This window comes from Variovorax trehalosi (genome assembly GCF_051216415.1).
Taxonomy (GTDB): Bacteria; Pseudomonadota; Gammaproteobacteria; order Burkholderiales; family Burkholderiaceae_C; genus Variovorax.
The window spans coordinates 292,667-314,955 of record NZ_JBPJZG010000006.1; the positions used below are offsets into that span (position 1 = coordinate 292,667).

General features: G+C 67.8%; 19 protein-coding genes. 6 read left to right on the forward strand and 13 right to left on the reverse strand.

The genetic code is table 11. The features are described from left to right. Nucleotides 1–26: 26 nt before the first annotated feature. From ACSFA7_RS23375 to ACSFA7_RS23390, 4 genes are all read right to left on the reverse strand, one after another. On the reverse strand, nt 27–1,004 hold the full coding sequence (locus tag ACSFA7_RS23375; protein WP_435501558.1) for a beta-ketoacyl-ACP synthase III: 978 nt from the start codon (nt 1,002–1,004) through the stop codon (nt 27–29). Then, nucleotides 1,004–2,101 (reverse strand): phosphate acyltransferase PlsX, encoded by a 1,098-nt coding sequence (plsX, locus tag ACSFA7_RS23380; RefSeq protein WP_435501559.1) that lies wholly within the window; start codon nt 2,099–2,101, stop codon nt 1,004–1,006. The genes ACSFA7_RS23375 and plsX overlap by 1 nt, the downstream gene beginning before the upstream one ends. Before the next feature lie 61 nt (nt 2,102–2,162). Then, complete coding sequence (rpmF, locus tag ACSFA7_RS23385) at nt 2,163–2,345, reverse strand: 50S ribosomal protein L32 (RefSeq protein WP_007830466.1); 183 nt, start codon at nt 2,343–2,345, stop codon at nt 2,163–2,165. A gap of 155 nt (nt 2,346–2,500) precedes the next feature. Further along, on the reverse strand, nt 2,501–3,058 hold the full coding sequence (locus tag ACSFA7_RS23390; protein ID WP_435501560.1) for a YceD family protein: 558 nt from the start codon (nt 3,056–3,058) through the stop codon (nt 2,501–2,503). An 84-nt stretch (nt 3,059–3,142) separates the two neighbouring features. On the opposite strand from ACSFA7_RS23390, the gene ACSFA7_RS23395 reads away from it, so the two are divergent. Genes ACSFA7_RS23395 through ACSFA7_RS23405 form a run of 3 tightly spaced genes read left to right on the forward strand, consistent with a single transcriptional unit; the run spans nt 3,143 to nt 5,633 of the window. Next, on the forward strand, nt 3,143–3,724 hold the full coding sequence (locus tag ACSFA7_RS23395; protein ID WP_435501561.1) for a Maf family protein: 582 nt from the start codon (nt 3,143–3,145) through the stop codon (nt 3,722–3,724). After that, nucleotides 3,721–4,482: an SAM-dependent methyltransferase gene (locus ACSFA7_RS23400; RefSeq protein ID WP_435501562.1), complete on the forward strand. Its 762-nt coding sequence runs from the start codon at nt 3,721–3,723 to the stop codon at nt 4,480–4,482. The genes ACSFA7_RS23395 and ACSFA7_RS23400 overlap by 4 nt, the downstream gene beginning before the upstream one ends. Before the next feature lie 2 nt (nt 4,483–4,484). Further along, nucleotides 4,485–5,633, forward strand: coding sequence for an MFS transporter (locus ACSFA7_RS23405; RefSeq protein WP_435501563.1), 1,149 nt, complete (start codon nt 4,485–4,487; stop codon nt 5,631–5,633). Nucleotides 5,634–5,650: 17 nt separating this feature from the next. Here the strand turns inward: ACSFA7_RS23405 and ACSFA7_RS23410 are convergent, their stop codons facing one another. The 4 genes from ACSFA7_RS23410 to ACSFA7_RS23425 are packed head-to-tail and all read right to left on the reverse strand — an operon-like array spanning nt 5,651 to nt 8,829. Next, a complete protein-coding gene (locus ACSFA7_RS23410) occupies nt 5,651–6,682 on the reverse strand; it encodes a S49 family peptidase (RefSeq protein WP_435501564.1) in 1,032 nt (343 codons plus the stop codon). 3 nt (nt 6,683–6,685) lie between these two features. Next, nucleotides 6,686–7,054 (reverse strand): Rieske (2Fe-2S) protein, encoded by a 369-nt coding sequence (locus ACSFA7_RS23415; RefSeq protein WP_435501565.1) that lies wholly within the window; start codon nt 7,052–7,054, stop codon nt 6,686–6,688. Between the two features lie 10 nt (nt 7,055–7,064). Then, a complete protein-coding gene (locus tag ACSFA7_RS23420) occupies nt 7,065–7,739 on the reverse strand; it encodes an HAD family hydrolase (protein ID WP_435501566.1) in 675 nt (224 codons plus the stop codon). Next, nucleotides 7,732–8,829 carry an RluA family pseudouridine synthase gene (locus ACSFA7_RS23425; RefSeq protein ID WP_435501567.1) on the reverse strand — a complete coding sequence of 366 codons (1,098 nt, stop codon included), beginning with the start codon at nt 8,827–8,829 and terminating at the stop codon, nt 7,732–7,734. Before ACSFA7_RS23425 ends, ACSFA7_RS23420 begins: the two co-directional genes overlap by 8 nt. Before the next feature lie 548 nt (nt 8,830–9,377). On the opposite strand from ACSFA7_RS23425, the gene ACSFA7_RS23430 reads away from it, so the two are divergent. Continuing rightward, nucleotides 9,378–12,620, forward strand: a complete 3,243-nt coding sequence (locus ACSFA7_RS23430) for an Rne/Rng family ribonuclease (RefSeq protein WP_435501568.1) — start codon at nt 9,378–9,380, stop codon at nt 12,618–12,620. A 50-nt stretch (nt 12,621–12,670) separates the two neighbouring features. On the opposite strand, the gene ACSFA7_RS23435 is transcribed toward ACSFA7_RS23430, so the two are convergent. Then, nucleotides 12,671–13,537: a LysR family transcriptional regulator gene (locus ACSFA7_RS23435; protein ID WP_435501569.1), complete on the reverse strand. Its 867-nt coding sequence runs from the start codon at nt 13,535–13,537 to the stop codon at nt 12,671–12,673. A 108-nt stretch (nt 13,538–13,645) separates the two neighbouring features. On the opposite strand from ACSFA7_RS23435, the gene ACSFA7_RS23440 reads away from it, so the two are divergent. Continuing rightward, on the forward strand, nt 13,646–15,193 hold the full coding sequence (locus ACSFA7_RS23440) for an MFS transporter (RefSeq protein WP_435501570.1): 1,548 nt from the start codon (nt 13,646–13,648) through the stop codon (nt 15,191–15,193). Here the strand turns inward: ACSFA7_RS23440 and ACSFA7_RS23445 are convergent, their stop codons facing one another. Genes ACSFA7_RS23445 through hemC form a run of 4 tightly spaced genes read right to left on the reverse strand, consistent with a single transcriptional unit; the run spans nt 15,194 to nt 19,307 of the window. Further along, on the reverse strand, nt 15,194–16,477 hold the full coding sequence (locus tag ACSFA7_RS23445; RefSeq protein ID WP_435501571.1) for a heme biosynthesis protein HemY: 1,284 nt from the start codon (nt 16,475–16,477) through the stop codon (nt 15,194–15,196). It lies immediately after the preceding gene. Nucleotides 16,478–16,484: 7 nt separating this feature from the next. Further along, complete coding sequence (locus tag ACSFA7_RS23450; RefSeq protein WP_435501572.1) at nt 16,485–17,585, reverse strand: uroporphyrinogen-III C-methyltransferase; 1,101 nt, start codon at nt 17,583–17,585, stop codon at nt 16,485–16,487. Then, nucleotides 17,582–18,364: a uroporphyrinogen-III synthase gene (locus ACSFA7_RS23455; protein WP_435501573.1), complete on the reverse strand. Its 783-nt coding sequence runs from the start codon at nt 18,362–18,364 to the stop codon at nt 17,582–17,584. The genes ACSFA7_RS23450 and ACSFA7_RS23455 overlap by 4 nt, the downstream gene beginning before the upstream one ends. A gap of 16 nt (nt 18,365–18,380) precedes the next feature. After that, nucleotides 18,381–19,307 (reverse strand): hydroxymethylbilane synthase, encoded by a 927-nt coding sequence (gene hemC, locus ACSFA7_RS23460; protein ID WP_435501803.1) that lies wholly within the window; start codon nt 19,305–19,307, stop codon nt 18,381–18,383. A gap of 82 nt (nt 19,308–19,389) precedes the next feature. Here hemC and ppc point away from each other — a divergent pair, with 82 nt between their 5' ends. Continuing rightward, nucleotides 19,390–22,233, forward strand: a complete 2,844-nt coding sequence (ppc, locus tag ACSFA7_RS23465; protein ID WP_435501574.1) for a phosphoenolpyruvate carboxylase — start codon at nt 19,390–19,392, stop codon at nt 22,231–22,233. Nucleotides 22,234–22,289: the final 56 nt, after the last annotated feature.

Genomic DNA, 22,289 nt, shown 5'->3' on the forward strand with positions numbered 1-22,289 from the left:
GCAGCCCTCCAGAGGGCCGCAACACGCTACAGATTCAATAGCACGGCGCCCCAGGTGAACCCGCCGCCCACGCCTTCGAGCATGAGGGTTTCACCCTTCTTCACCTTGCCGGAGCGCACCGCTTCGTCGAGCGCCAGCGGAATCGAGGCGGCCGAGGTATTGCCATGCTCGTTGACCGTGACGATCAGCTTCTCGCGCGGCAGCTTCAGCTTCTTGGCCGTGCCTTCCATGATGCGGATGTTGGCCTGGTGCGGGATCAGCCAGTCGATGTCGGCCTCGGTCTTGCCGGCCTTGGCCAGCGCGGTGCGCGCGGCCTCTTCGAGCACCCGGACCGCCAGCTTGAAAACGGCTTGGCCATCCATGTGCAGCAGCGGCGTGCCTAGTACGTTGCCGCCGGACACGTGGCCCGGCACGCACAGGATGCCGACATGTTTGCCGTCCGCATGCAGGTCGCTCGACAGGATGCCGGGCTCATCGCTGGCCTCGAGCACCACCGCGCCCGCGCCATCGCCGAACAGCACGCAGGTCGTGCGGTCGTTGAAGTCGAGGATCCGGGAGAACACTTCGGCGCCGATCACCAGCGCGCAGCGCGCGGTGCCGGTGCGAATCATCGCGTCGGCCACGGTCAGCGCATAAACGAAGCCGCTGCACACCGCCTGGACGTCGAACGCCGGGCAGCCGGCGATGCCGAGCTTGTTCTGGAGGATGGCCGCCGACGACGGGAACACCATGTCGGGCGTCGAGGTCGCGACGATGATCAGGTCGACGTCGCTGGCCTTGCGGCCCGCCGCTTCGAGTGCGTGCTTTGCAGCCTCGAGGCCGAGATCGCTGCTGCTGACATCCGGCGCGGCAAAGTGACGCGCGTGGATGCCGGTGCGCTCGACGATCCACTGATCGGAGGTTTCGATGCCGCGCGTCGCCAGTTCCTTGGCGAGATCGTCATTGGTCACGCGGCGTGGGGGCAGATAACTGCCGGTGCCGGTGATGCGTGAAAAAGGGGTCATCAAACGTGAAGGGCCGTCGCGTCGACCGGCACCGCCGGTTCCTGCCGCGCGAGCAAAGGCGCGGCGTGGGCGATGCGGGCCCGCACGCGATCGAGCAGGTTGTTGCGAGCGGCATCATAAGCGCGATCCAGCGCATGTCCGAAAGCCACTTCGTCGGCCGAGCCATGGCTCTTGAAAACCAGGCCGCGCAGGCCCAGCAATGCGGCCCCATTGTACCGACGGTGATCTACGCGGCCTTTAAAAGCTTTTAGAACCGGATAGGCAACAACTGCCGCAATTTTGGTGAAGATGTTGCGCGAAAACTCTGCTCGAATGAACTCCTGGATCATCGAGGCCACGCCCTCACTAGCCTTCAAAGCAACGTTCCCGACAAATCCGTCGCACACGATGATGTCAGTTGTACCCTTGAAAATGTCGTTGCCTTCGACGTTGCCGTAGAAGTTCAAATCCTTGGAATTGGCAGCCGTACGCAGCAGTTGACTGGCCTTTTTGATCGTTTCGCTGCCCTTGATAGCTTCTTCGCCAATATTGAGCAGGCCGACCGAAGGCGCCTCGTTGCCGGTCAGCGCCGAGACCAGTGCCGAGCCGAGCACCGCGAACTGAAGCAGGTCTTCGGCGTCGCAATCGACGTTGGCACCCAAGTCGAGCACCGTGGTCGCACCCCCCTTTGCATTCGGGAGTTGCGGCGCAATCGCGGGGCGATCGATGCCGTCCAGCGTCTTGAGCAGGTAGCGCGCGATCGCCATCAAGGCGCCGGTGTTGCCGGCGGAGATGGCCGCCTGGGCAGCGCCGTCCTTGACCTGCTGGATCGCGACACGCATCGAAGAGTCCTTCTTCTTGCGCAGCGCAATTTCAATGGGATCGTCCATGCCCACCACTTCGCTGGCAGCAACGATGCGGGCGCGTGGATGCGCAACGAACCCCGCCAGTGCGGCCGGCGCACCGACCAGCAGCAACGAGGCTTCGCTGTGCCGCTCGAGAAACGCGCGGCAGGCCGCGAGCGTGACGCGCGGCCCATGGTCGCCTCCCATGCAATCCACGGCGAGCGTGATTGCGGAAGGCGCAGCAGTAAATTCGGGAGAAGAAGGCGTAGCCATCAAAACAAAGGCCCGACGCTACAGGAAAAGTAGCTTCGGGCCTTGGCCTTGGAGTGCGAGATCAGGCTTCGGACTTGTTCTTGAGCACCTGACGGCCACGGTAGAAACCGTTCGGGCTGATGTGGTGGCGCAGGTGCGTTTCGCCAGTGGTCGGCTCCACGGCGATGCCGGGCACGACCAGTGCGTTGTGTGAACGGTGCATGCCGCGCTTGGAAGGCGACTTCTTGTTTTGCTGGACGGCCATGATGGCTCCTGGACTGTTAGGTGAGTGACTGGATACGGGCTCAAGCGGTGGCAATACAAAAAAGTGCGTGGCATGTATGGAATGCCCTCGTCTGTATCGCTGCTCACGGCGGCGCGCGCGAAGCCCATGATTATAGCCTAGGCGCCGGGAAAGGGCTACTTGCCCTCTTCCGGCTTGCGCGAACGCAACGCTCCGAGCACCGCGAACGGGTTCGGCTTGGCTTCCTCGGCCGCCTGGAAATCATCGTCGCTGGACGACAGGCGAACCGGCTCGGGGCAGACATCGTGGACGGGCATGACGGGAATTTCCATCAAGAGCTCGTCCTCGATCAGGGTGTGCAGGTCGAAATCCCGGCTGGCGACCAGCAGGTCTTCGTCCGATTCCTCGTCTTCGGCCTCCGCCGTGGCCTCGTCGGCGACGAAACGAAACCAGCGATCCACCACGAGCTCCGTCTCCACAGGGGCCAGGCAGCGTTGGCAAGTCAGCGGAACGACCGCTTCGGCCTCCAGGTGCAGCCAGGGTGCGGCCTTGCCGTCGGCGCCCGGGCGCTCCTCGCCGGTGGCTTCCCAATGGACGACCGCATCGGCGGCCGGATCGGCCAGTTCGGCGACAAGGCGCACGTAGTTCGGGACCGGGTCGGCGGCATTCAGGGTTGCGGCTGCGGCGGCGAAGCCGGCCACGTCGAGCCGTTCGGGGGCAAATTCTCTCTTCATCCGCGCCAGTCTAGCTTGCCAGGCGCTTCACTTACATAGTGCGCATCAGAAGGTTTCTTGCGCGGCTCACGCACAATCGTCTCCATGCAACGCCCCGTGATCCTCGCCTCGACCTCGCGCTACCGCCGCGAACTGATGAACCGCCTGCGCCTGCCCTTCGATGTGCACGCCCCGGAAGTCGATGAAACCGCGCTGGCCGGCGAAACACCCCGCGCCCTCGCCGAACGCCTTGCCCTGGAAAAGGCCAACGCCGTCGCCGCCCGCTTCCCCGAAGCGGTGGTCATCGGCTCCGACCAGGTGGCCGACCTCGCCGGCGAGGCGCTCGGCAAGCCCGGCGACCACGCCCGCGCCACCGCCCAGTTGCGGCGGATGCGAGGCCAGACGCTGATCTTCCAGACGGCCGTCGCCGTCGTCTGCCACGCCACCGGTTTCGTCCAGCGCGACCTGGCGCCCGTGCGCGTCGTGTTTCGAGAGCTCAGCGACGCCGCCATCGAGCGCTACCTCCAGGCCGAGCAGCCCTACGACTGCGCCGGCAGCGCCAAGAGCGAAGGCCTCGGCATTGCCCTCCTGAGCGCCATCGACAGCGACGACCCGACCGCCCTGGTCGGCCTGCCGCTGATCCGCACCTGCCAGATGCTGCGCGCCGCGGGGGTCGAACTCCTGTGACCCACGGCAAGCTCTACCTCGTTCCCGCGCCGCTCGATTTCGGCTGCGACGTCCAGGCCCCGCTGCAGGACGCCCTGCCCTTGGGCACCCTGCAGGTGGCCGCCAGCATCACGCACTGGATCTGCGAGAACGCGAAATCCGCCCGCGCCTACCTCAAGCGCATCGACGCGGTCGCGCCGCTGGCCGCCCCGCTGCAAGCGCAGACCATTCAGGAACTGCCGCGCGAAGTGCACAAGAAAGGCGATCACGCCGGCCAGTTCGACGCCCGGCCGCTGCTGGCGGCCGCACTCGAAGGCCACGACATCGGCTTGCTGAGCGAAGCCGGCATGCCGGCGGTGGCCGACCCGGGCTCCTCGGTGGCGCGCGCCGCGCACGACCTGGGGATCACCGTGGTGCCGCTGACCGGCCCGGTCTCGCTGCTGCTGGCGCTGGCCGCGAGCGGCCTGAACGGCCAGAACTTCGCCTTCGTCGGCTACCTGCCGCAGGACGCGAGCGAGCGCCAGGCCCGCATCCGCGAGCTCGAAGCGATCGCCCTCAAGACCGGCCAGACGCAACTCTTCATCGAAACGCCCTACCGCAACGCCGCCTTGTTGCAGGCACTGGTTCAAACAATGCACCAAAACACCCGTCTCGCCGTCGCGCGCGGCCTGACCCTCGCAACCGCCCATGTGCGCAGCGAGACCGTGAAATCCTGGCGCGCCAAGCCGCAGACCGCAACCGACGAGCGTCTGCCCGCCGTGTTCGCGATCGGGCGCTGACGATGGTGGTGGTGACCGCCGGCACGCGCTGGGCCTCGCGCGCGCAGTTCTTTTCTTCCGGCTTTATCTTCGCGACCTGGGGCGTTCACGTTCCCACGGTCAAAGCGCACTACGGCCTCGACGAAGCCCAGCTCGGGCTGGCGCTGCTCGCAGCGGGCGCCGGCGCGATGTTCGGCCTGACCAGTGCGGGCCGCTGGATCGGCCGCCACGGCCCGCGACGGATCGCCGCCCTTTCCGGCTGCGTCTATGCGCTGCTGCTGGCGGGCCTGATCGCCATGCCGGGCTACTTCGCGCTGATGGGCCTGCTGGCCGCGTTCGGCCTCGTCACCAGCGTGTTCGACGTGGCCATCAACACCGAGGCGGCACAGCTTGAAATGCAAAGTGGCACGCCGCTGATGAGCGGCATGCACGGCATGTTCAGCCTGGGCGGCATGGCCGGCGCCGCGAGCGGCAGTGCGGTGCTTGCGGCGAGCATGGGCGCGCAGGCGCACCTGCTGCTGGTCGCGGCGGTGATGGTGCTGCTGGTCGCCGTGTCCTCGACGCGCATGCTGCCCAAGGCCGTCACGGGCGACACGGCCACTGCCGACCACAGCTTTCGCCTGCCCCGCGGCCCGCTCGCGGTGCTCGGCGTATTGGCTGCGCTGGGCTTGATCGCCGAAGGTGCGATCTACGACTGGAGCGTTCTCTATATGCAGCAGGAGCTGGGCAGCCCGCAGAAGCAGGCGGCACTCGCCTATGCGGCCTTCTCCGCGGCCATGGCTGCCGCGCGTTTCGGCGGTGATGCCATGCGGGCCCGCTTCACGCCGGTGGCCCTGCTGCGCGGCAGCGGCGTGCTTGCGGCCGCGGCGATGACGCTGGTGCTGCTGACCGATCTGCCTTGGCTCGCCCTGGTCGGCTTCGCGGGCGTCGGGGTCGGCTTTGCGAACGTGGTGCCGATCCTGTTCGGCGCCTCGGCCCGCATACCGGGCGTCGAGCCCGCCAGCGGCATCGCTTCGGTATCGGCCGTCGCCTATCTGGGATTCATGGCCGGACCCGCGGTGATCGGCCTGCTGGCGCGGGCCAGTTCGCTGACTGCCGCGCTCTATGTGGTGGTGATCTTCGCTGCGGCCTTGGCCGCTTCGGCCCGCTTCACGCGCAGCGAAGCGGCCTGAGGGTTTTTATCTGCGCTTCAGCGCAGCGCGGGTGTCGCGACCTGCAGCGAACGCACCGAGGCTTCGCCCATCGCCGCGCCGAACTTCTTGGCCAGCTTCTCGGCCACGTTGTCGCGGCGGGTGTAGTCGATGACCTCTTCGGCCTTGATCACCTCGCGCGCCACGAAATCGACGTTGCCGAGCTGGTCGGCCAGGCCGTATTCGACCGCCTGCTCGCCGCTCCAGAACAGGCCGCTGAACAGGCCGGGAGTGTCCAGCTTCAGGCGATCGCCGCGGCCGGTCTTCACCACGTTGATGAACTGCGCGTGGATCTGGTTGAGCATCGTCTGGGCGTGTGCGCGCTGCGCGTCGCTCATCGGGCTGAACGGATCGAGGAAGCCCTTGTTCTCGCCGGCCGTGAGCAGGCGGCGTTCCACGCCGACCTTGTCCATCACACCGGTGAAGCCGAAGCCGTCCATCAAGACGCCGATGCTGCCGACGATGCTGGCCTTGTCCACGAAGATCTTGTCCGCGCCGGCCGCAATGTAGTAAGCCGCCGAAGCGCAGGTCTCTTCGACCACCGCGTAGACCGGCTTCTTGTGCTTGGCCTTCAGGCGCTTGATCTCGTCGTTGATGATGCCGGCCTGCACCGGGCTGCCGCCCGGCGAGTTGATCAGCAACACCACGCCCTTGGCGCCGTCGTCCTCGAAGGCCGTCTTCATGGCCGCTACGACGAACTCGGCGCTGGCGTCGCCGCCCGCTGCGATCTCGCCCTTGATCTCGACGACGGCCGTGTGGGCCGTGGTCTTGGCGGTGCTCGGCGTGCTGCGCGAGAGCGCGAACCAGGCCAGGAAGATGAAGAACGCGAGCCATGCCAGGCGCACGAAGGTCTTCCAGCGGCGGGTGGCCTTCTGTTCGCCGAGCGCGGCGAAGGCGAGCTTTTCAAGCGTTGCGCGCTCCCAGTTGGGGCGCTGTGTGGGGTCTTGAGCCATGTTCTTGGGGGTGGCGAGGGGAGCTACCGGTTCCAACGGATCGAAACCCTCGGGTTCCCTGCGATTCGGGTCGGTCATGTGTCAGAAGGTGAGAGGTTGGAGGTTCCAGGCAGTATGCCAGTGCACCACGCCGTCTCGTTCGCTCAGGGCGATCTTCACGAGGCCGCCGCGGCAGGGGCCGCCCATGCATTCGCCGGTGTCGGGCTGGTAGACCGCGCCGTGGGTGGCGCACAGCAGCCACTGGCCGGTGTCGTCGAAGAAGCGGTCGGGCTGGAAGTCCATTTCCATCGCCACGTGGCTGCACCGGTTGAGGTATGCGTGCGGCTGGCCTTCGAAGCGCACTGCGAAGGCGCGGCAGGTTTCGCCGCCGTGGACCACATCGAAGGGCACGGCGCGGCCGCCTTCAACGAGGTCCGAGGCATTGCACAGCGGGATGCGCTCTTCGCTCACGGCGACGTCCTCAGGCGTTGTCGAGGAGCCACGTTTCCAGCGCGGCAACCGAATCGGCGACGAACAGCGGCTTGAACTCGTCGAAGCTCGCCGGCTCGTGCGCGCCGTAGCTCACGCCCACGCTGGCGCAGCCGGCGTTGGTGGCCAGCTGCAGGTCATGCGTGGTGTCGCCGATCATCAGCGTGCGCTCGGCCGGCACATCGAGCTCTTCCATCAGCTCCAGCAGCATGCGCGGATGCGGCTTGCCGAAGGTTTCGTCGGCGGTGCGCGAGGCGTCGAAGCGGTCGCGCAGCGCTACCGACTTCAGCGCCTCGTTCAGCCCGCGGCGCGACTTGCCGGTGGCCACGGCCAGCTTGTGGCCGCGCGCGCGCAGGGCGTCGAGCATCTGCAGCACGCCGTCGAACAGCACCAGGTCGTCCTGGTGCTGCAGGTAGTGGTAACGGTAGCGCGCACCGAGCTCGGGGTACTTTTCCTTCGGCACATCGGGCGCTGCGCGCGCGAGCGCTTCCGCGAGCCCCAGGCCGATCACCCAGGCGGCATCGTTCTCGGACGGTTTGGCGCCGCCGACGTCGATCACCGCGGCCTGGATGCAGCGCACGATCAGTCGGGTGGAGTCGTAGAGCGTGCCGTCCCAGTCGAAGGCGATCAGGTCGAAGCGGGGAGGTCTTGCGGAAGATTCAGTCATGAGCCGTGGGAGTGGGGTGTTGGGCCAGCGCCTGGAGCGCGGAAGGCGGCATCAGCGCGTGCAGTTCGGGCGGCAGGTCGGCCTGCAGCGCAATGCGCTCGCCGCCCGCCGGGTGGTTGAACTGCAATCGCCACGCATGAAGAAACATGCGCTTCAGGCCGAGTTTCTGCAAGGCGCGCTGGCGCTCGAAATCACCGTATTTGTCGTCGCCCGCGATCGCATGGCCGGCGGAAGCCAGGTGCACGCGGATCTGGTGGGTGCGTCCGGTCTTGATCGTCACCGCCAGCAGCGACAGCGGCGTGGCGTCGCCCGGCAGCGTGAGGCGCGCAAGCACGCGAACGAGCGTCACGGCGCGCATTGCGTCCGGATGGTCCTTGGCGACCACGCGCACGCGGCGCTCGCCGGCACCGGCGCCGGAACCATCGGGCAGCAAATACTTGGCGAGCGGCGCATCGAGCACCTTCTTGTTGGCGGGCCAGTCGCCTTCGACCAGCGCCAGATAAGTCTTGCCGGTCTCGCGCTCGCGGAACTGGTCCTGCAGCGCGACCAGGGCGCTGCGCTTCTTGGCGACCAGCAGGATGCCGGAGGTTTCGCGGTCCAGCCGGTGGACCAGTTCCAGGAATTTGGCACCCGGACGCGCCGTGCGCAGCTGCTCGATCACGCCGAAGCTCACGCCGCTGCCGCCATGCACCGCCACGCCGGCGGGCTTGTCGATGGCCAGCACCGCATCGTCTTCGAGCAGCACCGGGAACTCCCGTGCCGGCGCGGGTGGCGTGGCGCCCTCCTCCGCCCGCGGCGAAATTCGCACCGGCGGCAGCCTGAGCACGTCGCCGACCTCGATGCGGGTCTCGGCCTGGACGCGCCCCTTGTTGATGCGCACCTCGCCCGACCGGATGATCCGGTAGACATGCGTCTTCGGCACGCCTTTCAGATGGCGAAAAAGAAAATTGTCGAGCCGCTGCCCCGCGGACTCCGCGTCGACGGTGATGAATTTGATGGCCCCGTGCGCGCCTGCCTCGGCCCCGGCATTTCGATCTGCGGGATTTGGAGCGGTCTCGGGGCTTTGCTTCGCACCTATAATGTTTTTCACCAGCGCGGTCGTGTAAGTGCTTGATTAGACAGAAGTTTAGAGCACTGACGACCATGCTGTGAGGTCGATGCCGCTTTGGCGCCGAGCTGCAAACCCCGCGCAATTGCGCAAAGTGGCAGGCCCGGCACCCAAGTCAAGCCGACACCCACGAAACACCGATACGGAATACCCAGCCTGCAGCTTCCAAGCTGCCGGCGGATCGAAGCGAGTCCCTTGTTGTGTTGATGCTGCTGATTCAAATATGCCTTCGCTGGCCGACCTGGCTTCTGCCAGCGGCCTCCGGCATTGGATCTTCCGCAGCGCGCGCCCCCCTTGCGCAACCGGCGATCGAAAAGATCGCCACTCAACACCGAATCTGGCTCGCGCCCATCCACGCGCCCCCACCCCGGCTGTCTTCTTGAGCTGACGCTCGAGAGGCCTGCTCGCGCCTGGCGCGGCAGTCACAGCATCCGGGGCCAAGCGGCAATTCCCTGGTTTCGCGGGCGTCGTCCGTGCATCGTTGGCCCGTCATGGGCTGCAGAGAACGATACATATAAGGACAACGCATCATGAAGCGGATGCTGATCAATGCCACGCAAGCCGAAGAACGGCGCCTGGCCATCGTCGACGGGCAAAAGCTCCTCGACTACGAAATCGAGATCGAAGGGCGCGAACAGCGCAAGGGCAACATCTACAAGGCGGTCGTGACCCGCGTCGAGCCCAGCCTCGAAGCCTGTTTCGTCGACTACGGCGAAGACCGCCACGGCTTCCTGCCGTTCAAGGAAATCTCCAAGCAGTACTTCGCCGAAGGCGTGTCGGCCAGCCAAGCCCGCATCCAGGACGCGATCCGCGAAGGCCAGGAACTCACCGTCCAGGTCGAAAAAGAAGAACGCGGCAACAAGGGCGCGGCCCTCACCACCTTCATCTCGCTGGCCGGCCGCTATGTCGTGCTGATGCCCAACAACCCCCGTGGCGGTGGCGTTTCGCGCCGCATCGAGGGCGAAGACCGCGCCGACCTCAAGGAGGCGATGGACCAGCTCGAGTACCCCAAGGGCATGAGCATCATCGCGCGCACCGCCGGCATCGGCCGCTCGGCGCCCGAACTCCAGTGGGACCTGAACTACCTGCTCAAGCTGTGGACCGCCATCGACGGCGCGGCCAAGGGCGGCAAGGGCGCTTTCCTGATCTACCAGGAATCGTCGCTCGTGATCCGCGCGATCCGTGATTACTTCAATCACGACATCGGCGACATCCTGATCGACACCGACGACATCTACGACCAGGCGCAGCAGTTCATGGCGCACGTCATGCCCGAGCATGCCGCCCGCGTGAAGCGCTACCGCGACGACGCGGCCCTGTTCAGCCGCTTCCAGATCGAGCACCAGATCGAATCGGCCTACGCCCGCACCGTGCAGTTGCCCTCGGGCGGCGCCATCGTGATCGACCACACCGAGGCGCTGGTCTCGGTCGACGTGAACTCGGCCCGCGCCATCAAGGGCGGCGACATCGAAGAGACCGCCACCCGCACCAACCTCGAAGCCGCCGACGAAGTGGCCCGCCAGATGCGCCTGCGCGACCTGGGCGGCCTGATCGTCATCGACTTCATCGACATGGACGAGTCGAAGAACCGCCGCGAAGTCGAAAGCCGCCTGCGCGATGCGCTGCGCCAGGACCGCGCCCGTGTGCAGTTCGGCTCGATCAGCAAGTTCGGCCTGATGGAAATGAGCCGCCAGCGCCTGAAGCCGGCGCTCAGCGAAGGTTCGTCGATCCCCTGCCCCCGTTGCGGCGGCTCGGGCCACATCCGCGACACCGAATCGAGCGCGCTGCAGATCCTGCGCATCATCCAGGAGGAGTGCCTCAAGGACAACACGGCCGCCGTGCACGTTCAGGTGCCGGTCGAGGTGGCGTCGTTCCTCTTGAACGAAAAGCGCCCCGAAATCGCCAAGATCGAGCTCAAGCAGCGCGTGACCGTGCTGATGGTGCCCAACAAGACGCTCGAAACGCCGAACTACAAGCTCGAGCGCCTGAAGCACGACGATCCGCGCCTCGATCACATCGAAGCCAGCTACAAGATGGCCGACGAGATCGAAGATCCGACGGCCGTCACCCGCCGCTCGCAGGAGCCAACCAACAAGCAGACGCCGGTCATCAAGGGCGTGCTGCCCGACGCACCCGCGCCGGTCGTTCCGCCCAAGCCCGAAGCGGTGCGCGCGCCTGTCGCGGCACCCGCACCGGTCGCGCCGCCCGTCGTGAGCGCACCGGTTCCGGCACAGAGCGGCTTCTTCGGCTGGATCAAGAGCCTGTTCGGCGGCGCACCCGCCGAAGCGAAGGCGCCCGCACCGGCTGCGATTCCGGTCGAGGCACCGAAGCCCCGCCGCGATGGCCGTCCGGGCCGCGATGGCGAAGCCCGCGGCGGCGCACGTGATGGCGAACAACGTCGTGGCGGTCGCGGTGGCGAAGGCCGCGGCGAAGCGCGCGGCGAAGGCGGCGAACGCCGTGGTGGTCGCGACGGCGAACGCCGTGGCGGCCGCGGTGGCGAGCGCCGCGAAGGCCGCGGCGAAGGACGCAGCGAGGGCCGTGAAGGCCGCAGCAGCGAACTGCGCAACGACGCAGCCGCAGGCCAGCCGCGTGAACAACGCGAGCCCCGCGAGCAGCGTGAACCCCGCGAGGCACGCGCTCCGCGCGACGGCGAACAACGCCGTGGCGGTCGTGGCGAGCGTCGCGAAGGCGAAGGCCGCAATGCACCGGCCGAGGCGCTGGTCGACGGCAACGTCAACCTCGAAGCCCAGCAACAGGCCGCTCCCGGCGCCGATGAAGGCAATGCAGCGGAACGCGCACCGCGCGCTCGCGGCGAGCGTCGTGAACGCGGCGAGCGCGGTGACCGTGGCGAACGCGGTGAACGCAGCAACGACCGTGGCGGCGAGCGCAATGGCGACGCCCAACCGCGCGGCGAAGCCGTCGCCGGTGAAGGCGCCCCGCAAGGCGAGCGCCCGCCCCGCAACGGCCGCGACGAACAGCGCGCACCGCGTGGCGATCGCAATGACCGCAACGACGGCCGCCGCGAGCGCCGCAACGATGCGCCGCCCGCCGCCAACGAAGGCGAAGCGCGCGTGGCCGAAGTGGCATCCGCCGATGGCGAACAAGGCAGCGACAACGCCGGCAACGACCAGGCACCGCGCCGCGAAGGCGAAGAGCGCCGTGGCCGTTCGCGTGACCGCTACGGCCGCGACCGCCGCGAACGCGGTCCGCGCGACGAGAGCGAAGCCGGTGCACCGGTCGTCGAAGGCGCCGTCGCAGCTGCGGTGGAAGCCACCGGCGAATCGTATGAAACGCCCGCCGCCCGCCAGCAGCCGCTGCCGCTGGCATCGGAAGCCGTCGCCGAGCGCGAAGTCGTCGCAGCCCCCGAAGTGCGCGAACCCGCACCGCAGCAGCCGCCGCGCTTCGAGCGCCCTGCAGCGGCGCCCGCACCGGTCGCAGCGCCCATCGTGGTCGAGAGCCCCAAGGCAGCGCCCGCCGGCAACGGCCGCGCCCTGCCGAAGGTGCAGTCCTTCGAACTGCCGCTGAACGAACTCGCGCAGATCGCCGAGAGCTCGGGCCTGCAGTGGGTCAACTCGGATGCCGACCGCATCGCGCAAGCGCGCGCTGCCATCGCCGCCGAGCCGAAGCCGGTGCATGTGCCGCGCGAACGCCCCCCGGCGATCGTGCTCGACGAAGGTCCGCTGGTGCTGGTCGAAACCCGCCGCGACCTCGGCTCGATGTCGCTGCCGTTCGAAAAGACGGCTGCCGACGCGCAGCAGCAAAACACGCACTGAGCGAAGCAAGCTCCCTGCAAACAAGAAACGGCGCCAGTGGCGCCGTTTTTTTATGCCTGCACGCTGGCCCCCAGGTCGGGCATCTCCAGGATCATCTGCCCGAAGCGGCAGGCGCACGGCGTCTTGCCGCTCTCGCTCCAGATCAGCGAGAAATCGACGCTCGGCAGCGGCGGCAGGCCGTAGCGGCCGTCGACGATCTTCATGCCCGGCTCGACCTCTTCACGCGTCAGCACCGTCACCGCGAGCCCCGCGAGCACGGCCGCGCGAATGCCCTGCGGACTCGCCGAGGTGAAGACCACATGCCAGTCGATCGCCGTGAGGTCGAGCGCCGACCCGGCCACCTGCCGGTTGACGCAGGGCTTGGGAAAGAAGGCCAGCGGCAGCGATGCGCCCTTGGGCGCCTCGAAGGTTTCGGCCGCGGCCCAGACCAGCTGCGTGCGCCGCAGGCACGTGCCCTCCGCCACATTGGGCGGCGACATCACCACCGCGAGATCGAGCTCGCCGGCCCGGATCGCGGCGCGCAGGTCGGTGTGCATGCTCACGCAGACCTCCAGGCGCACCGCGGGAAACGCCCGTGCGAACTGCGACAGCAACGGCGGCAGGCGGTCGCCCATGAAGTTGTCCGGCACGCCGAAGCGCACCACGCCCGTGATCGGCGAAGGCTGGAAGCGCCGGGTCATCGCATCGAGCGTGTCGAGGATCTGCTGCGCATAGCGCAGGAAGTCTTCGCCGTCCTCCGTCACGGTGAGGCGACGCGTCGTGCGGTGCAGAAGCTGCCGGCCCACCTGCTCCTCGAGCTTGCGGATCTGGTGGCTGACGGCGGATTGCGTCAGGTGCAGCCGCTCGGCCGCACGCGTGAAGCCGCCGGTTTCCTTGACGGCCACGAAGGCGCGCAGAAGCGTGGGGTCGAAGTCCATGACTGGCTATAGATGATGGTTTGAAATGAATCTCAGCAAATTAAATCATTTCCATCATGAGGATGCTTTCCACAGAATCGCCCGGACCTGATGCCTGAAAGCCTTTCGATGCCTCTCTCCCACGCCGGCAAGAACCGCATTGCCCTCTCCGCGGTCTGCCTCGTCGCCCTGATGTTCGGCCTGGAGATCTCCAGCGTGCCGGTGATCCTTCCCACGCTCGAAAAAGTCCTGCACGGCGACTTCAAGGACATGCAATGGATCATGAACGCCTACACCATCGCCTGCACCACGGTGTTGATGGCCGCCGGCACGCTGGCCGACCGCTACGGCCGCAAGCGCATCCTCGTCGTCGGCATCGTCCTGTTCGGCATGACCTCGCTGGTTTGCGGTATCGCGCAGGACGCACCGGTGCTGATCGCGAGCCGCTTCCTGCAGGGCCTGAGCGGCGGCGTGATGCTGATCTGCCAGCTCGCGGTGCTGTCGCACCAGTTCCAGGAGGGGCGCGAGCGCAGCAAGGCCTTCGCGATCTGGGGCGTGGTCTTCGGCATGGGGCTGGGCTTTGGGCCGATCATCGGCGGCGTGATCGCGGCGCTGGCGAGCTGGGAATGGGTTTTCCTGGTGCATGTGCCGCTGAGCGTTCTCGCACTGGCGCTCGTGCTGGGCAGCATCGAGGAGTCGCGCGATCCGCACGCGAAGAAGCTCGACCTGCCGGGCATCGTCACGCTGTCGCTGGCGGTGTTCGGGCTCACATGGTTCATCACGCAGGGGCCGGAGATCGGCTTCACGAGCCCGTTGGCGCTCGGCATCGTCGCCGCTTCTGCCGCGAGTTTTGCCTTGTTCCTGTGGGTCGAGAAGATCAACCCGCACCCGATGTTCGATTTCTCGGTCTTCCGCATCCGCAATTTCTCGGGCGCGATCCTCGGCTCCATCGGCATGAACTTCAGCTTCTGGCCGTTCATGATCTACCTGCCGATCTACTTCCAGAGCGGCCTGGGCTACGACGCCGTCACCGCCGGCTCGGCCCTGCTGGCCTACACGCTGCCCACGCTGCTGATGCCGCCATTGGCGGAGCGCCTCTCGCTGCGCTGGCGGCCGGGCGTGGCCATTCCGATGGGCATGTTCGTGATCGGCGTGGGCTTCTTCGCGATGCGCTACGGCAGCAGCGTGGCGCACGCGAGCTGGATGACCATGCTGCCCGGCTGCCTGCTGGCCGGCATCGGGCTGGGACTCACCAACACACCCGTGACGAACACGACGACCGGCTCCGTGCCCAGCAACCGCGCGGGCATGGCGTCGGGCATCGACATGAGCGCACGGCTGATCACGCTGGCGGTCAACATCGCGCTGATGGGGTTCATCCTGCTGGAGGGCATCTTCTCGTCGCTGAGGAATGCGCTGCCTGCGTCTTTCGACGCGCAGCAACTGCGCCTGCTCGCGGAGAAGATCGCGGCCGGCAACTTCGCATCGCTTGCGCAGGGCTTTCCGGAACTGGCGCAGTTCGACCCGTCCGGCGCAATCGTCCATACGGCGCTGGTGCGCGGCTTCGGGCTGGTGATGCTCTATGGCGGCATCGGCATCTGGGTGCTGGCCGCGATCAGCTTCGTGATCTTCGGCAGCCGCAGGCCGTCGGTGCAGCCTTCGGGCGCTTGCCCCTGATCAGGTGCTGGGCGCCTGCGCCGCGCGCTTCCAGGCGGCGGCGGCCTGCTCGGCATCCTCGCGTGCTTCGGCCAGCTCGGCCAATGCGAGCCAGGCGCGGCGATAGAGCTCGGCGTCCTGCAACGCGAGCCCGGCCTGCGTGAGCAGTTGCTGCGCCTTGCCCCAGAGCTGGCGCTTCATGCAGGCCATGCCGGCCAGGTACTGCAGGTTCGCATCACGCGGGTTGTTGCGCTGGGCGGTCTCGATGCGGGCCAGCCAGTCGGCGTCCACCGAGTCGAGCCCTGCTTCGAGCGCACGCGCCAGCTTGACCCGCAATGCATCGCCAAGGCTGCGCGGGTTCGCCACCATGCGCTCCCAGGCGGGCAGCAGCCAGCCGCGCGCGAGCGCCAGGTCGCCATGCAGCACCACCATGCGCTGAGCCCCGTGGATCGCCACCTCGGGCATCTGGCGTTCGTTGCTGTCGAGTTCGGACCAGGCGCGCATCAATTGCGCCGGGTCGTGCGCGCCCGACAGCAGCTCGGTCGCCAGGCCGCGCACGATGCTCTGCGCCGCCGCATCCGAGAAGGCGCGGTGCTTGGCCAGCAGGCGGGCGGTTTCGAGGGCTTCGAGCGTGCGCCGGTCCTGCCGCGCCGCCTTGAGGCGAAGGCGCAGGGCCAGCGTGCGCCGCTGTGCGCCCTGGGGGAGTTCTTCGAGCCGGGCGAGCGCGGCAGCCGCATCGCGGTCTTCGAGCGCCCAGCGCGCGGCGCGCAGTTGCACGCCCTCGCGCGTTTCGGGGCTCGCGAGCACCGTGCGGTCGACGCTCTCGTTGAGCGCCTGCTGCAGATGTGCATCGCGCGCCGGCTTGTCCTGCAAGGCCTGCGCGCTCTCGGCCGCCAGCAGGTGCGACAGCACGCGCACCTGCTGTGCCTGCGGCAGGTGCGCATCGAGCGCCGCCAATGTCTTTTCCTGCACCAGCGCAGCCTGCGCGGCCTTGCGTGCGCGCGAGAAGCGGCCGGCGATCAGCTGCACCATCGCATCGAGCAACGCGGCGTGCAGCGTGCGCTCCTTCTGCTGGAGGCGCCACTGGCGCGCCTGCGTCGGCAGCGAGAACAACGCGGCCAGTGCGCGCAGCGCAACGTGCAGCAGCACGAAGGTCGCCAGCAGGATCACCAGCACCAGGTTGAGCGACAGGTCGACGCGCCAGGGCGGCCAGAACACTGTGATCGTGCCCTGGTTGTTGCCCGCGAAAAGAGCGACTGCCGCGGCGACGGCGAACAGCGCGAGGAGCCAGATTGCAGCGCGCATGACCGGGTTATCGCCCTGCGGCCGCGGTGGCCAGTGCCGCCAGCGTGTCGTCGACGCGTGCCGGCTCGGTGGTCTTCACCTGCGCCTGCAGTTGCTGCAGCAGCGTGGCGGCTGCCTGCGTGCGGCGCGATGCGGGGTCGAAATAGCGGTTCAGCGATGCGGTCACCTGGGCCAGTTCGGCGCGCGTGGCATCGACCTGGCGCGACAGCAGCGAGAGGCGCGCATTGAGCAGCTTGAGCTTCAGGTTCTCGCGCAGGAAGTAGGTCTGCTCGGGCGCCAGCAGGATGGCTTCGGGACTTTGGATGCGGCCGACGCGCACCAGCGAGCGGGCTTCGCCGCGCACGGTGAGCAGTGCGCGCCGCCACCACGGCGCATCGGCCGGAATCGGTTCGGGCTGCCACGCGTTGACGCCCGTGCCGCGCACCGCCACCGCATTGATCGCGGGCAGGTCGTCCACGTTGCGCATCAGCTCGTCGAGCTTCTGCAGCGCTTCGGCGCTGTCGACGCTGGAGTTGCTGCGCAGGCGGTCGGCATCGCGCTGCATGGCGCGCTGCAGCGGTGCGAGCCGCGGCTGCGCGGCGCGCGAGATGCGCAGGTCGCCGGCCTTCAGCGCAGCCAGCAGGGGTTCGACGTTGCCGGTGACCTGGGCCTGCTGCAGCGCGAGGCGCACGGCCGACTCGATATCGACCACGAGGTTTTCATCGCGCGAACGCGAGAGGCTCTGCATCAGCTCTTCGAGCTGCGAGCGCTGCAGCGCGACTTCGGCCACGCGGGTTTCGATGAGTGCCACGCGGGCCGCGGCGTCGCGCACCGTGTCGCTCGCCTGGCGCGCCAGCGTGCGCGCTTCCATCGACTGCGCGGTGGCATCGGCGCTCTGGCGTGCCAGCTGCTCCTTCATGCCGCTGACCTTGTTCCACAGCGCGATGGTCATCACCAATGCGACCAGCGCCAAGAGCGTGAGGAGGCCCAGGCCGATGCGGGACAGCAAGGTGGCCGCGGCGGCCATGGCGGCTGGCGTCTGGTGCGGCGCCAGCGTGGCGGGCACCGGCGCCGTTGCGGCAGCGGGAGAAGAAGGAGAAATGTCGTCTGACGGGGACGCGGCGCTCATGCCAACGATTCTATCGACGCGATCAACGCATCCCGCAGGGGTGTGCAGACACGCAACGCACCAAAACCCGCAGCCCGCGCGGCTTCGCCGATGCGTGCGTGCGTCGCGACCGCGCTCGCGGCGTGCCAGTCGGTACCGGGCATCGCGCGCTGGAGATTGGCGATCGCCTCGGAGCTGCTGAAGAGCCAGATCGCGCGGCCTTGCGCACCATCGACGGCGAGTTGACGTTGTCTGACATCGAACAACGGCGGCAATCGGCGGTAGGCCACCACCGTGTCGCGCTGCCCGCTCGCCGCGTCGATCTCCTTGGCGAGCCAGTCGCGGCCGGTGGGCTGCCCGGCCTCATCACCGCCGCGCACGATGAGCACGCGCACGCCCGCCGACACCTGGGCCTGCACGCGCGCCCACAGCGCTTCGGAGTCAAAGCGCGTGGCCTCGGGCGGCGGTGCGTCGATGGCCTCAGGCGGCACGCCGGCGCGCAGCAAGGCGCGCGTCGTGCCGGGGCCCGTGGCCCAGAAACGGCGGCCGGCCATCGCTTCGTCGGACGAATCCGCGTCCCTGTTCAGGAAGAAATGCTCGACCGCCGTCGCGCTCACGAACATCAGCGCTGCGTAGTCTTCGAGCCGCCGCCAGGCCGCGCGCAATGGCTCGGCATCGTGGACCGGCTCGATGACGATCAACGGCAGCGCCACCGCATCGAGGCCGGCGGCGCGCAGGTCGTCGACCCATTGCACCGCCTCGCGCGCGGGCCGCGTGACGATGACGGGCCGCGCAGTCATCTGATGACCACGGATTTCAGTGGGCGCCTGCGTCGCGCAGCAACGCGGCCGCGTGTTCGCCGAGCGCGTCGGCGCGTGCGAAGTCGCCGACCTCGGCCTGTGCATGGACGCGAACGAGCGGCGCGTTGCCTTCGGGGTCGCCCCAGGCGGCATCGATGCGCAATGCGCCGTCGGCCTGCCAGCGGGCGTGCGCCGCGAGCGGCATCGAGCAGCTGCCGCCCATCGCGCGGCTCACTGCGCGTTCAGCGGCGGTCGAGAGCCAGTCGCCCTGGTGCGCGAGCGGCGCGAGCAGTTCGATCAGGTCCTTGCGGTCGGCGCGCACCTCGATGCCCAGTGCGCCCTGCCCTGCGGCCGGCAGCATGTCGTCGGGTTCGAAGGCCACGCGGATGCGGTCTCCGAGGCCGAGGCGCTTGAGGCCCGCGGCGGCCAGGATGATCGCGTCGTACTGCCCTTCGTCGAGCTTGCGCAGGCGCGTGTCGAGGTTGCCGCGCAGCGGTTCGATGCGCACGTCGGGCCGCCTGGCCTTGAGCAGCACCACGCGGCGCAGGCTCGAAGTGCCGACCACCGCGCCGTGCGGCAGTTCGTCGAGCGAGGCATATCGGGGGGAGACCAGTGCATCGCGCGGGTCCTCGCGCTCCAGCACGCAGGCCAGGACGAAGCCTTCGGGCAGGTCCATCGGCACATCTTTCAGCGAATGCACCGCGATGTCGGCGCGACCGTCTTCGATCGCCGTTTCGAGTTCCTTCACGAAGAGGCCCTTGCCGCCGACCTTGCTCAGGCTCTTGTCGAGGATCTGGTCGCCCCGGGTCGTCATGCCCAGGAGGCTGACCGTATGGCCTCTTTCTTGCAGAAGCGCTTGCACGTGTTCGGCTTGCCAAAGGGCCAGCCGGCTTTCGCGCGTTGCGATCACGATATTGCTCAAGACCGCTCCCAAAAAGTACAGGTTTCAGACCGCTGGAATGCTAGCATGTTGCGCCGCAGCAACGCAGGCGGCGCGTCCATTCAAGTCCCAGGAACAACATCGAATGAAAGCCAGCAAGACCCCTGCTCCCCCCAAGCGCCGACAGGCCGAAGACCAGCCACTGATCGACGACATCCGGCTCCTGGGCCGGATCCTCGGCGATGTGATCCGGGAGCAGGAAGGAGACGAAACCTATGCGTTGGTGGAGAAGATCCGCACCCTGTCCGTGGCCTTCCGCCGCGATGCCGACCATGCGGCCGACCGCGCGCTCAAGAACCTGCTCAAGGGCCTGAGCGCCGCCGAGACGGTGCGCGTGATCCGCGCCTTCACCTACTTCAGCCACCTGGCCAACCTTGCGGAAGACCGCCACCAGATTCGCCGCCGCACCGAGGCCGATCGCGAAGGCGTGCTGGCCGACGGCGACCTGCAGACCGCCCTCGCGCGCATCCGCAAGGCCGGCGTGAAGCCCGACGAAATCGTCGCCTCGCTCGCCCACAGCTACGTGTCGCCGGTGCTCACCGCGCACCCGACCGAAGTGCAGCGCAAGAGCATCCTGGATGCCGAGCGCGCCATCGCCTTGCTGCTCACCACACGCGACGAAATCAAGCTGCGCCAGAACGCCTATGCGAGCGGCAAGGACGCGCTCTCGCCCATCGAGCTCGCCGAGAACGAAACGCAGATGCGCACGCGCGTCACGCAGATCTGGCAGACGCGGCTCCTGCGCTTCTCCAAGCTCACCGTGGCCGACGAAATCGAGAACGCGCTGAGCTACTACGAAGCCACGTTCCTGCGCGAGATTCCGCGCGTCTATGCCGACCTCGAGAAGGCGTTGGTGCAAGGCGGCCACACGCCATCGGTCGCGCCGTTCCTGCGCATGGGCCAGTGGATCGGCGGCGACCGAGACGGCAACCCCAACGTCACCGCCGAGACGCTCGAATACGCGCTCGGCCGCCAGTGCGAACTGGCGCTGCGCCACTACCTCACCGAGGTGCACTACCTGGGCGGCGAGCTCTCGCTCTCGGCCACGCTGGTCGATGTGTCGGTCGAGATGCAGGCGCTGGCCGAGCGCTCGCCCGACACCAGCGAACACCGCAAGGACGAGCCCTACCGCCGCGCGCTCACCGGCGTGTACGCGCGCCTGGCAGCCACGCTGCGCGAGCTCACCGGCGGCGAAGCGGCGCGCCATGCCGTCGCGCCGCAGAACCCGTACGCCAACGCCGAGGAATTCCTCGCCGACCTGCGCACCGTGGAAGAGTCACTCAACGAGAAGCACGGCAGCGTGCTTGCGGCGCAGCGACTGCGTCCGTTGATCCGCGCGGTCGAAGTGTTCGGCTTCCACCTCGCCACCGTCGACCTGCGCCAGAGTTCCGACAAGCACGAGGCGGTGATCGCCGAACTGCTCGCCACCGCGCGCATCGAGCCGTCGTACGCGTCGCTCGCCGAAGAAGCCAAGCAGACGCTGCTGCTCAGGCTGCTCGACGATGCCCGCCCGCTGCGCGTGCCCGATGCCGACTACTCGCCGCTCGCCAAGAGCGAGCTGGCCATCTTCGCCGCCGCCCGCACCGCGCGTGCGCGCTACGGCGTGGCGGCCATCCGCCACTACATCATCAGCCACACCGAAACGGTGAGCGACCTGCTCGAGGCGCTGCTGCTGCAAAAGGAAGTGGGGCTCCTGCGCGGCGCGATGGCCACCAACGCAGTGTGCGACCTGATCGTCGTGCCGCTGTTCGAGACCATCGAAGACCTGCGCAACGCCGCGCCCATCGTGCGTGCCTTCTATGCGCTGCCGAACATCCAGGCGCTCATCGAGCGCTCGGGCGCCGAGCAGGACGTGATGCTCGGCTACAGCGACAGCAACAAGGACGGCGGCATCTTCACCAGCAACTGGGAGCTGTACCGCGCAGGCATCGCGCTGGTGTCGCTGTTCGACGAGCTCAACAAGAAGAAGGCCAACCCCATTCGCCTGCGCATGTTCCACGGCCGCGGCGGCACGGTGGGCCGTGGCGGCGGCCCGAGCTACCAGGCGATCCTCGCGCAGCCGCCGGGCACGGTGCGCGGCCAGATCCGCCTCACCGAGCAAGGCGAAGTCATCGGCTCGAAGTACGCCAACCGCGAGATCGGCCGCCGCAACCTAGAGACGCTGGTGGCCGCCACGCTCGAAGCCACGCTGCTGCCCCAAGGCAAGTCGGCGCCCGCCGCCTTTCTCTCGGCCGCGGGCGAACTCTCGAGCGCCAGCATGGCCGCGTACCGCAAGCTGGTGTACGAAACCCCGGGCTTCGGCGACTACTTCTTCGGCTCCACGCCGATCCGCGAGATCGCCGAACTCAACATCGGCTCGCGCCCCGCATCGCGCAACCCGAGCCACAAGATCGACGACCTGCGCGCAGTGCCGTGGAGCTTCAGCTGGGGCCAGTGCCGGCTCACGATTCCGGGCTGGTTCGGTTTCGGTTCTGGCGTGGAGCAGTTCCTCGCCTCGGCCGGCAACGCCGCCGGCAAGAAGGAACGCGTGGCGCTGCTGCAGCGCATGTATGAACAGTGGCCGTTCTTCCGCACGCTGCTGTCGAACATGGACATGGTGCTCGCCAAGAGCGACCTCGCCCTCGCCTCGCGCTACGCCGAACTCGTGACCGACCGCAAGCTGCGCCAGAAGGTGTTCTCGATGATCGATGCCGAATGGCACCGCACCTCGGACGCGCTCACGCTCATCACAGGCGCGAAGCAGCGGCTCGAAGGCAATGCGGAGATGCAGCGCTCTGTTCGACATCGCTTTCCGTACATCGATCCGCTGCACCACCTGCAGGTGGAACTGATGCGCCGTTATCGCGCGGGCGATGGCGGCGAGCGACTGCAGCGCGGGATTCACATCTCGATCAACGGAGTGGCTGCGGGATTGCGCAACACCGGTTGATTTTTTAGGCTTCGAGCACCAAAGAGGGCGCCTTGTGCGCCCTCTCCTACATCCAC

Coding starts and splice junctions, on each gene's coding strand:
- ACSFA7_RS23375 (WP_435501558.1), bottom strand. CDS start 1,004: ATGACCCCTTTTTCACGCATCACCGGCACCGGCAGTTATCTGCCCCCA.
- plsX (WP_435501559.1), bottom strand. CDS start 2,101: ATGGCTACGCCTTCTTCTCCCGAATTTACTGCTGCGCCTTCCGCAATC.
- rpmF (WP_007830466.1), bottom strand. CDS start 2,345: ATGGCCGTCCAGCAAAACAAGAAGTCGCCTTCCAAGCGCGGCATGCAC.
- ACSFA7_RS23390 (WP_435501560.1), bottom strand. CDS start 3,058: ATGAAGAGAGAATTTGCCCCCGAACGGCTCGACGTGGCCGGCTTCGCC.
- ACSFA7_RS23395 (WP_435501561.1), top strand. CDS start 3,143: ATGCAACGCCCCGTGATCCTCGCCTCGACCTCGCGCTACCGCCGCGAA.
- ACSFA7_RS23405 (WP_435501563.1), top strand. CDS start 4,485: ATGGTGGTGGTGACCGCCGGCACGCGCTGGGCCTCGCGCGCGCAGTTC.
- ACSFA7_RS23410 (WP_435501564.1), bottom strand. CDS start 6,682: ATGACCGACCCGAATCGCAGGGAACCCGAGGGTTTCGATCCGTTGGAA.
- ACSFA7_RS23420 (WP_435501566.1), bottom strand. CDS start 7,739: ATGACTGAATCTTCCGCAAGACCTCCCCGCTTCGACCTGATCGCCTTC.
- ACSFA7_RS23430 (WP_435501568.1), top strand. CDS start 9,378: ATGAAGCGGATGCTGATCAATGCCACGCAAGCCGAAGAACGGCGCCTG.
- ACSFA7_RS23435 (WP_435501569.1), bottom strand. CDS start 13,537: ATGGACTTCGACCCCACGCTTCTGCGCGCCTTCGTGGCCGTCAAGGAA.
- ACSFA7_RS23440 (WP_435501570.1), top strand. CDS start 13,646: ATGCCTCTCTCCCACGCCGGCAAGAACCGCATTGCCCTCTCCGCGGTC.
- ACSFA7_RS23445 (WP_435501571.1), bottom strand. CDS start 16,477: ATGCGCGCTGCAATCTGGCTCCTCGCGCTGTTCGCCGTCGCCGCGGCA.
- ACSFA7_RS23450 (WP_435501572.1), bottom strand. CDS start 17,585: ATGAGCGCCGCGTCCCCGTCAGACGACATTTCTCCTTCTTCTCCCGCT.
- ACSFA7_RS23455 (WP_435501573.1), bottom strand. CDS start 18,364: ATGACTGCGCGGCCCGTCATCGTCACGCGGCCCGCGCGCGAGGCGGTG.
- ppc (WP_435501574.1), top strand. CDS start 19,390: ATGAAAGCCAGCAAGACCCCTGCTCCCCCCAAGCGCCGACAGGCCGAA.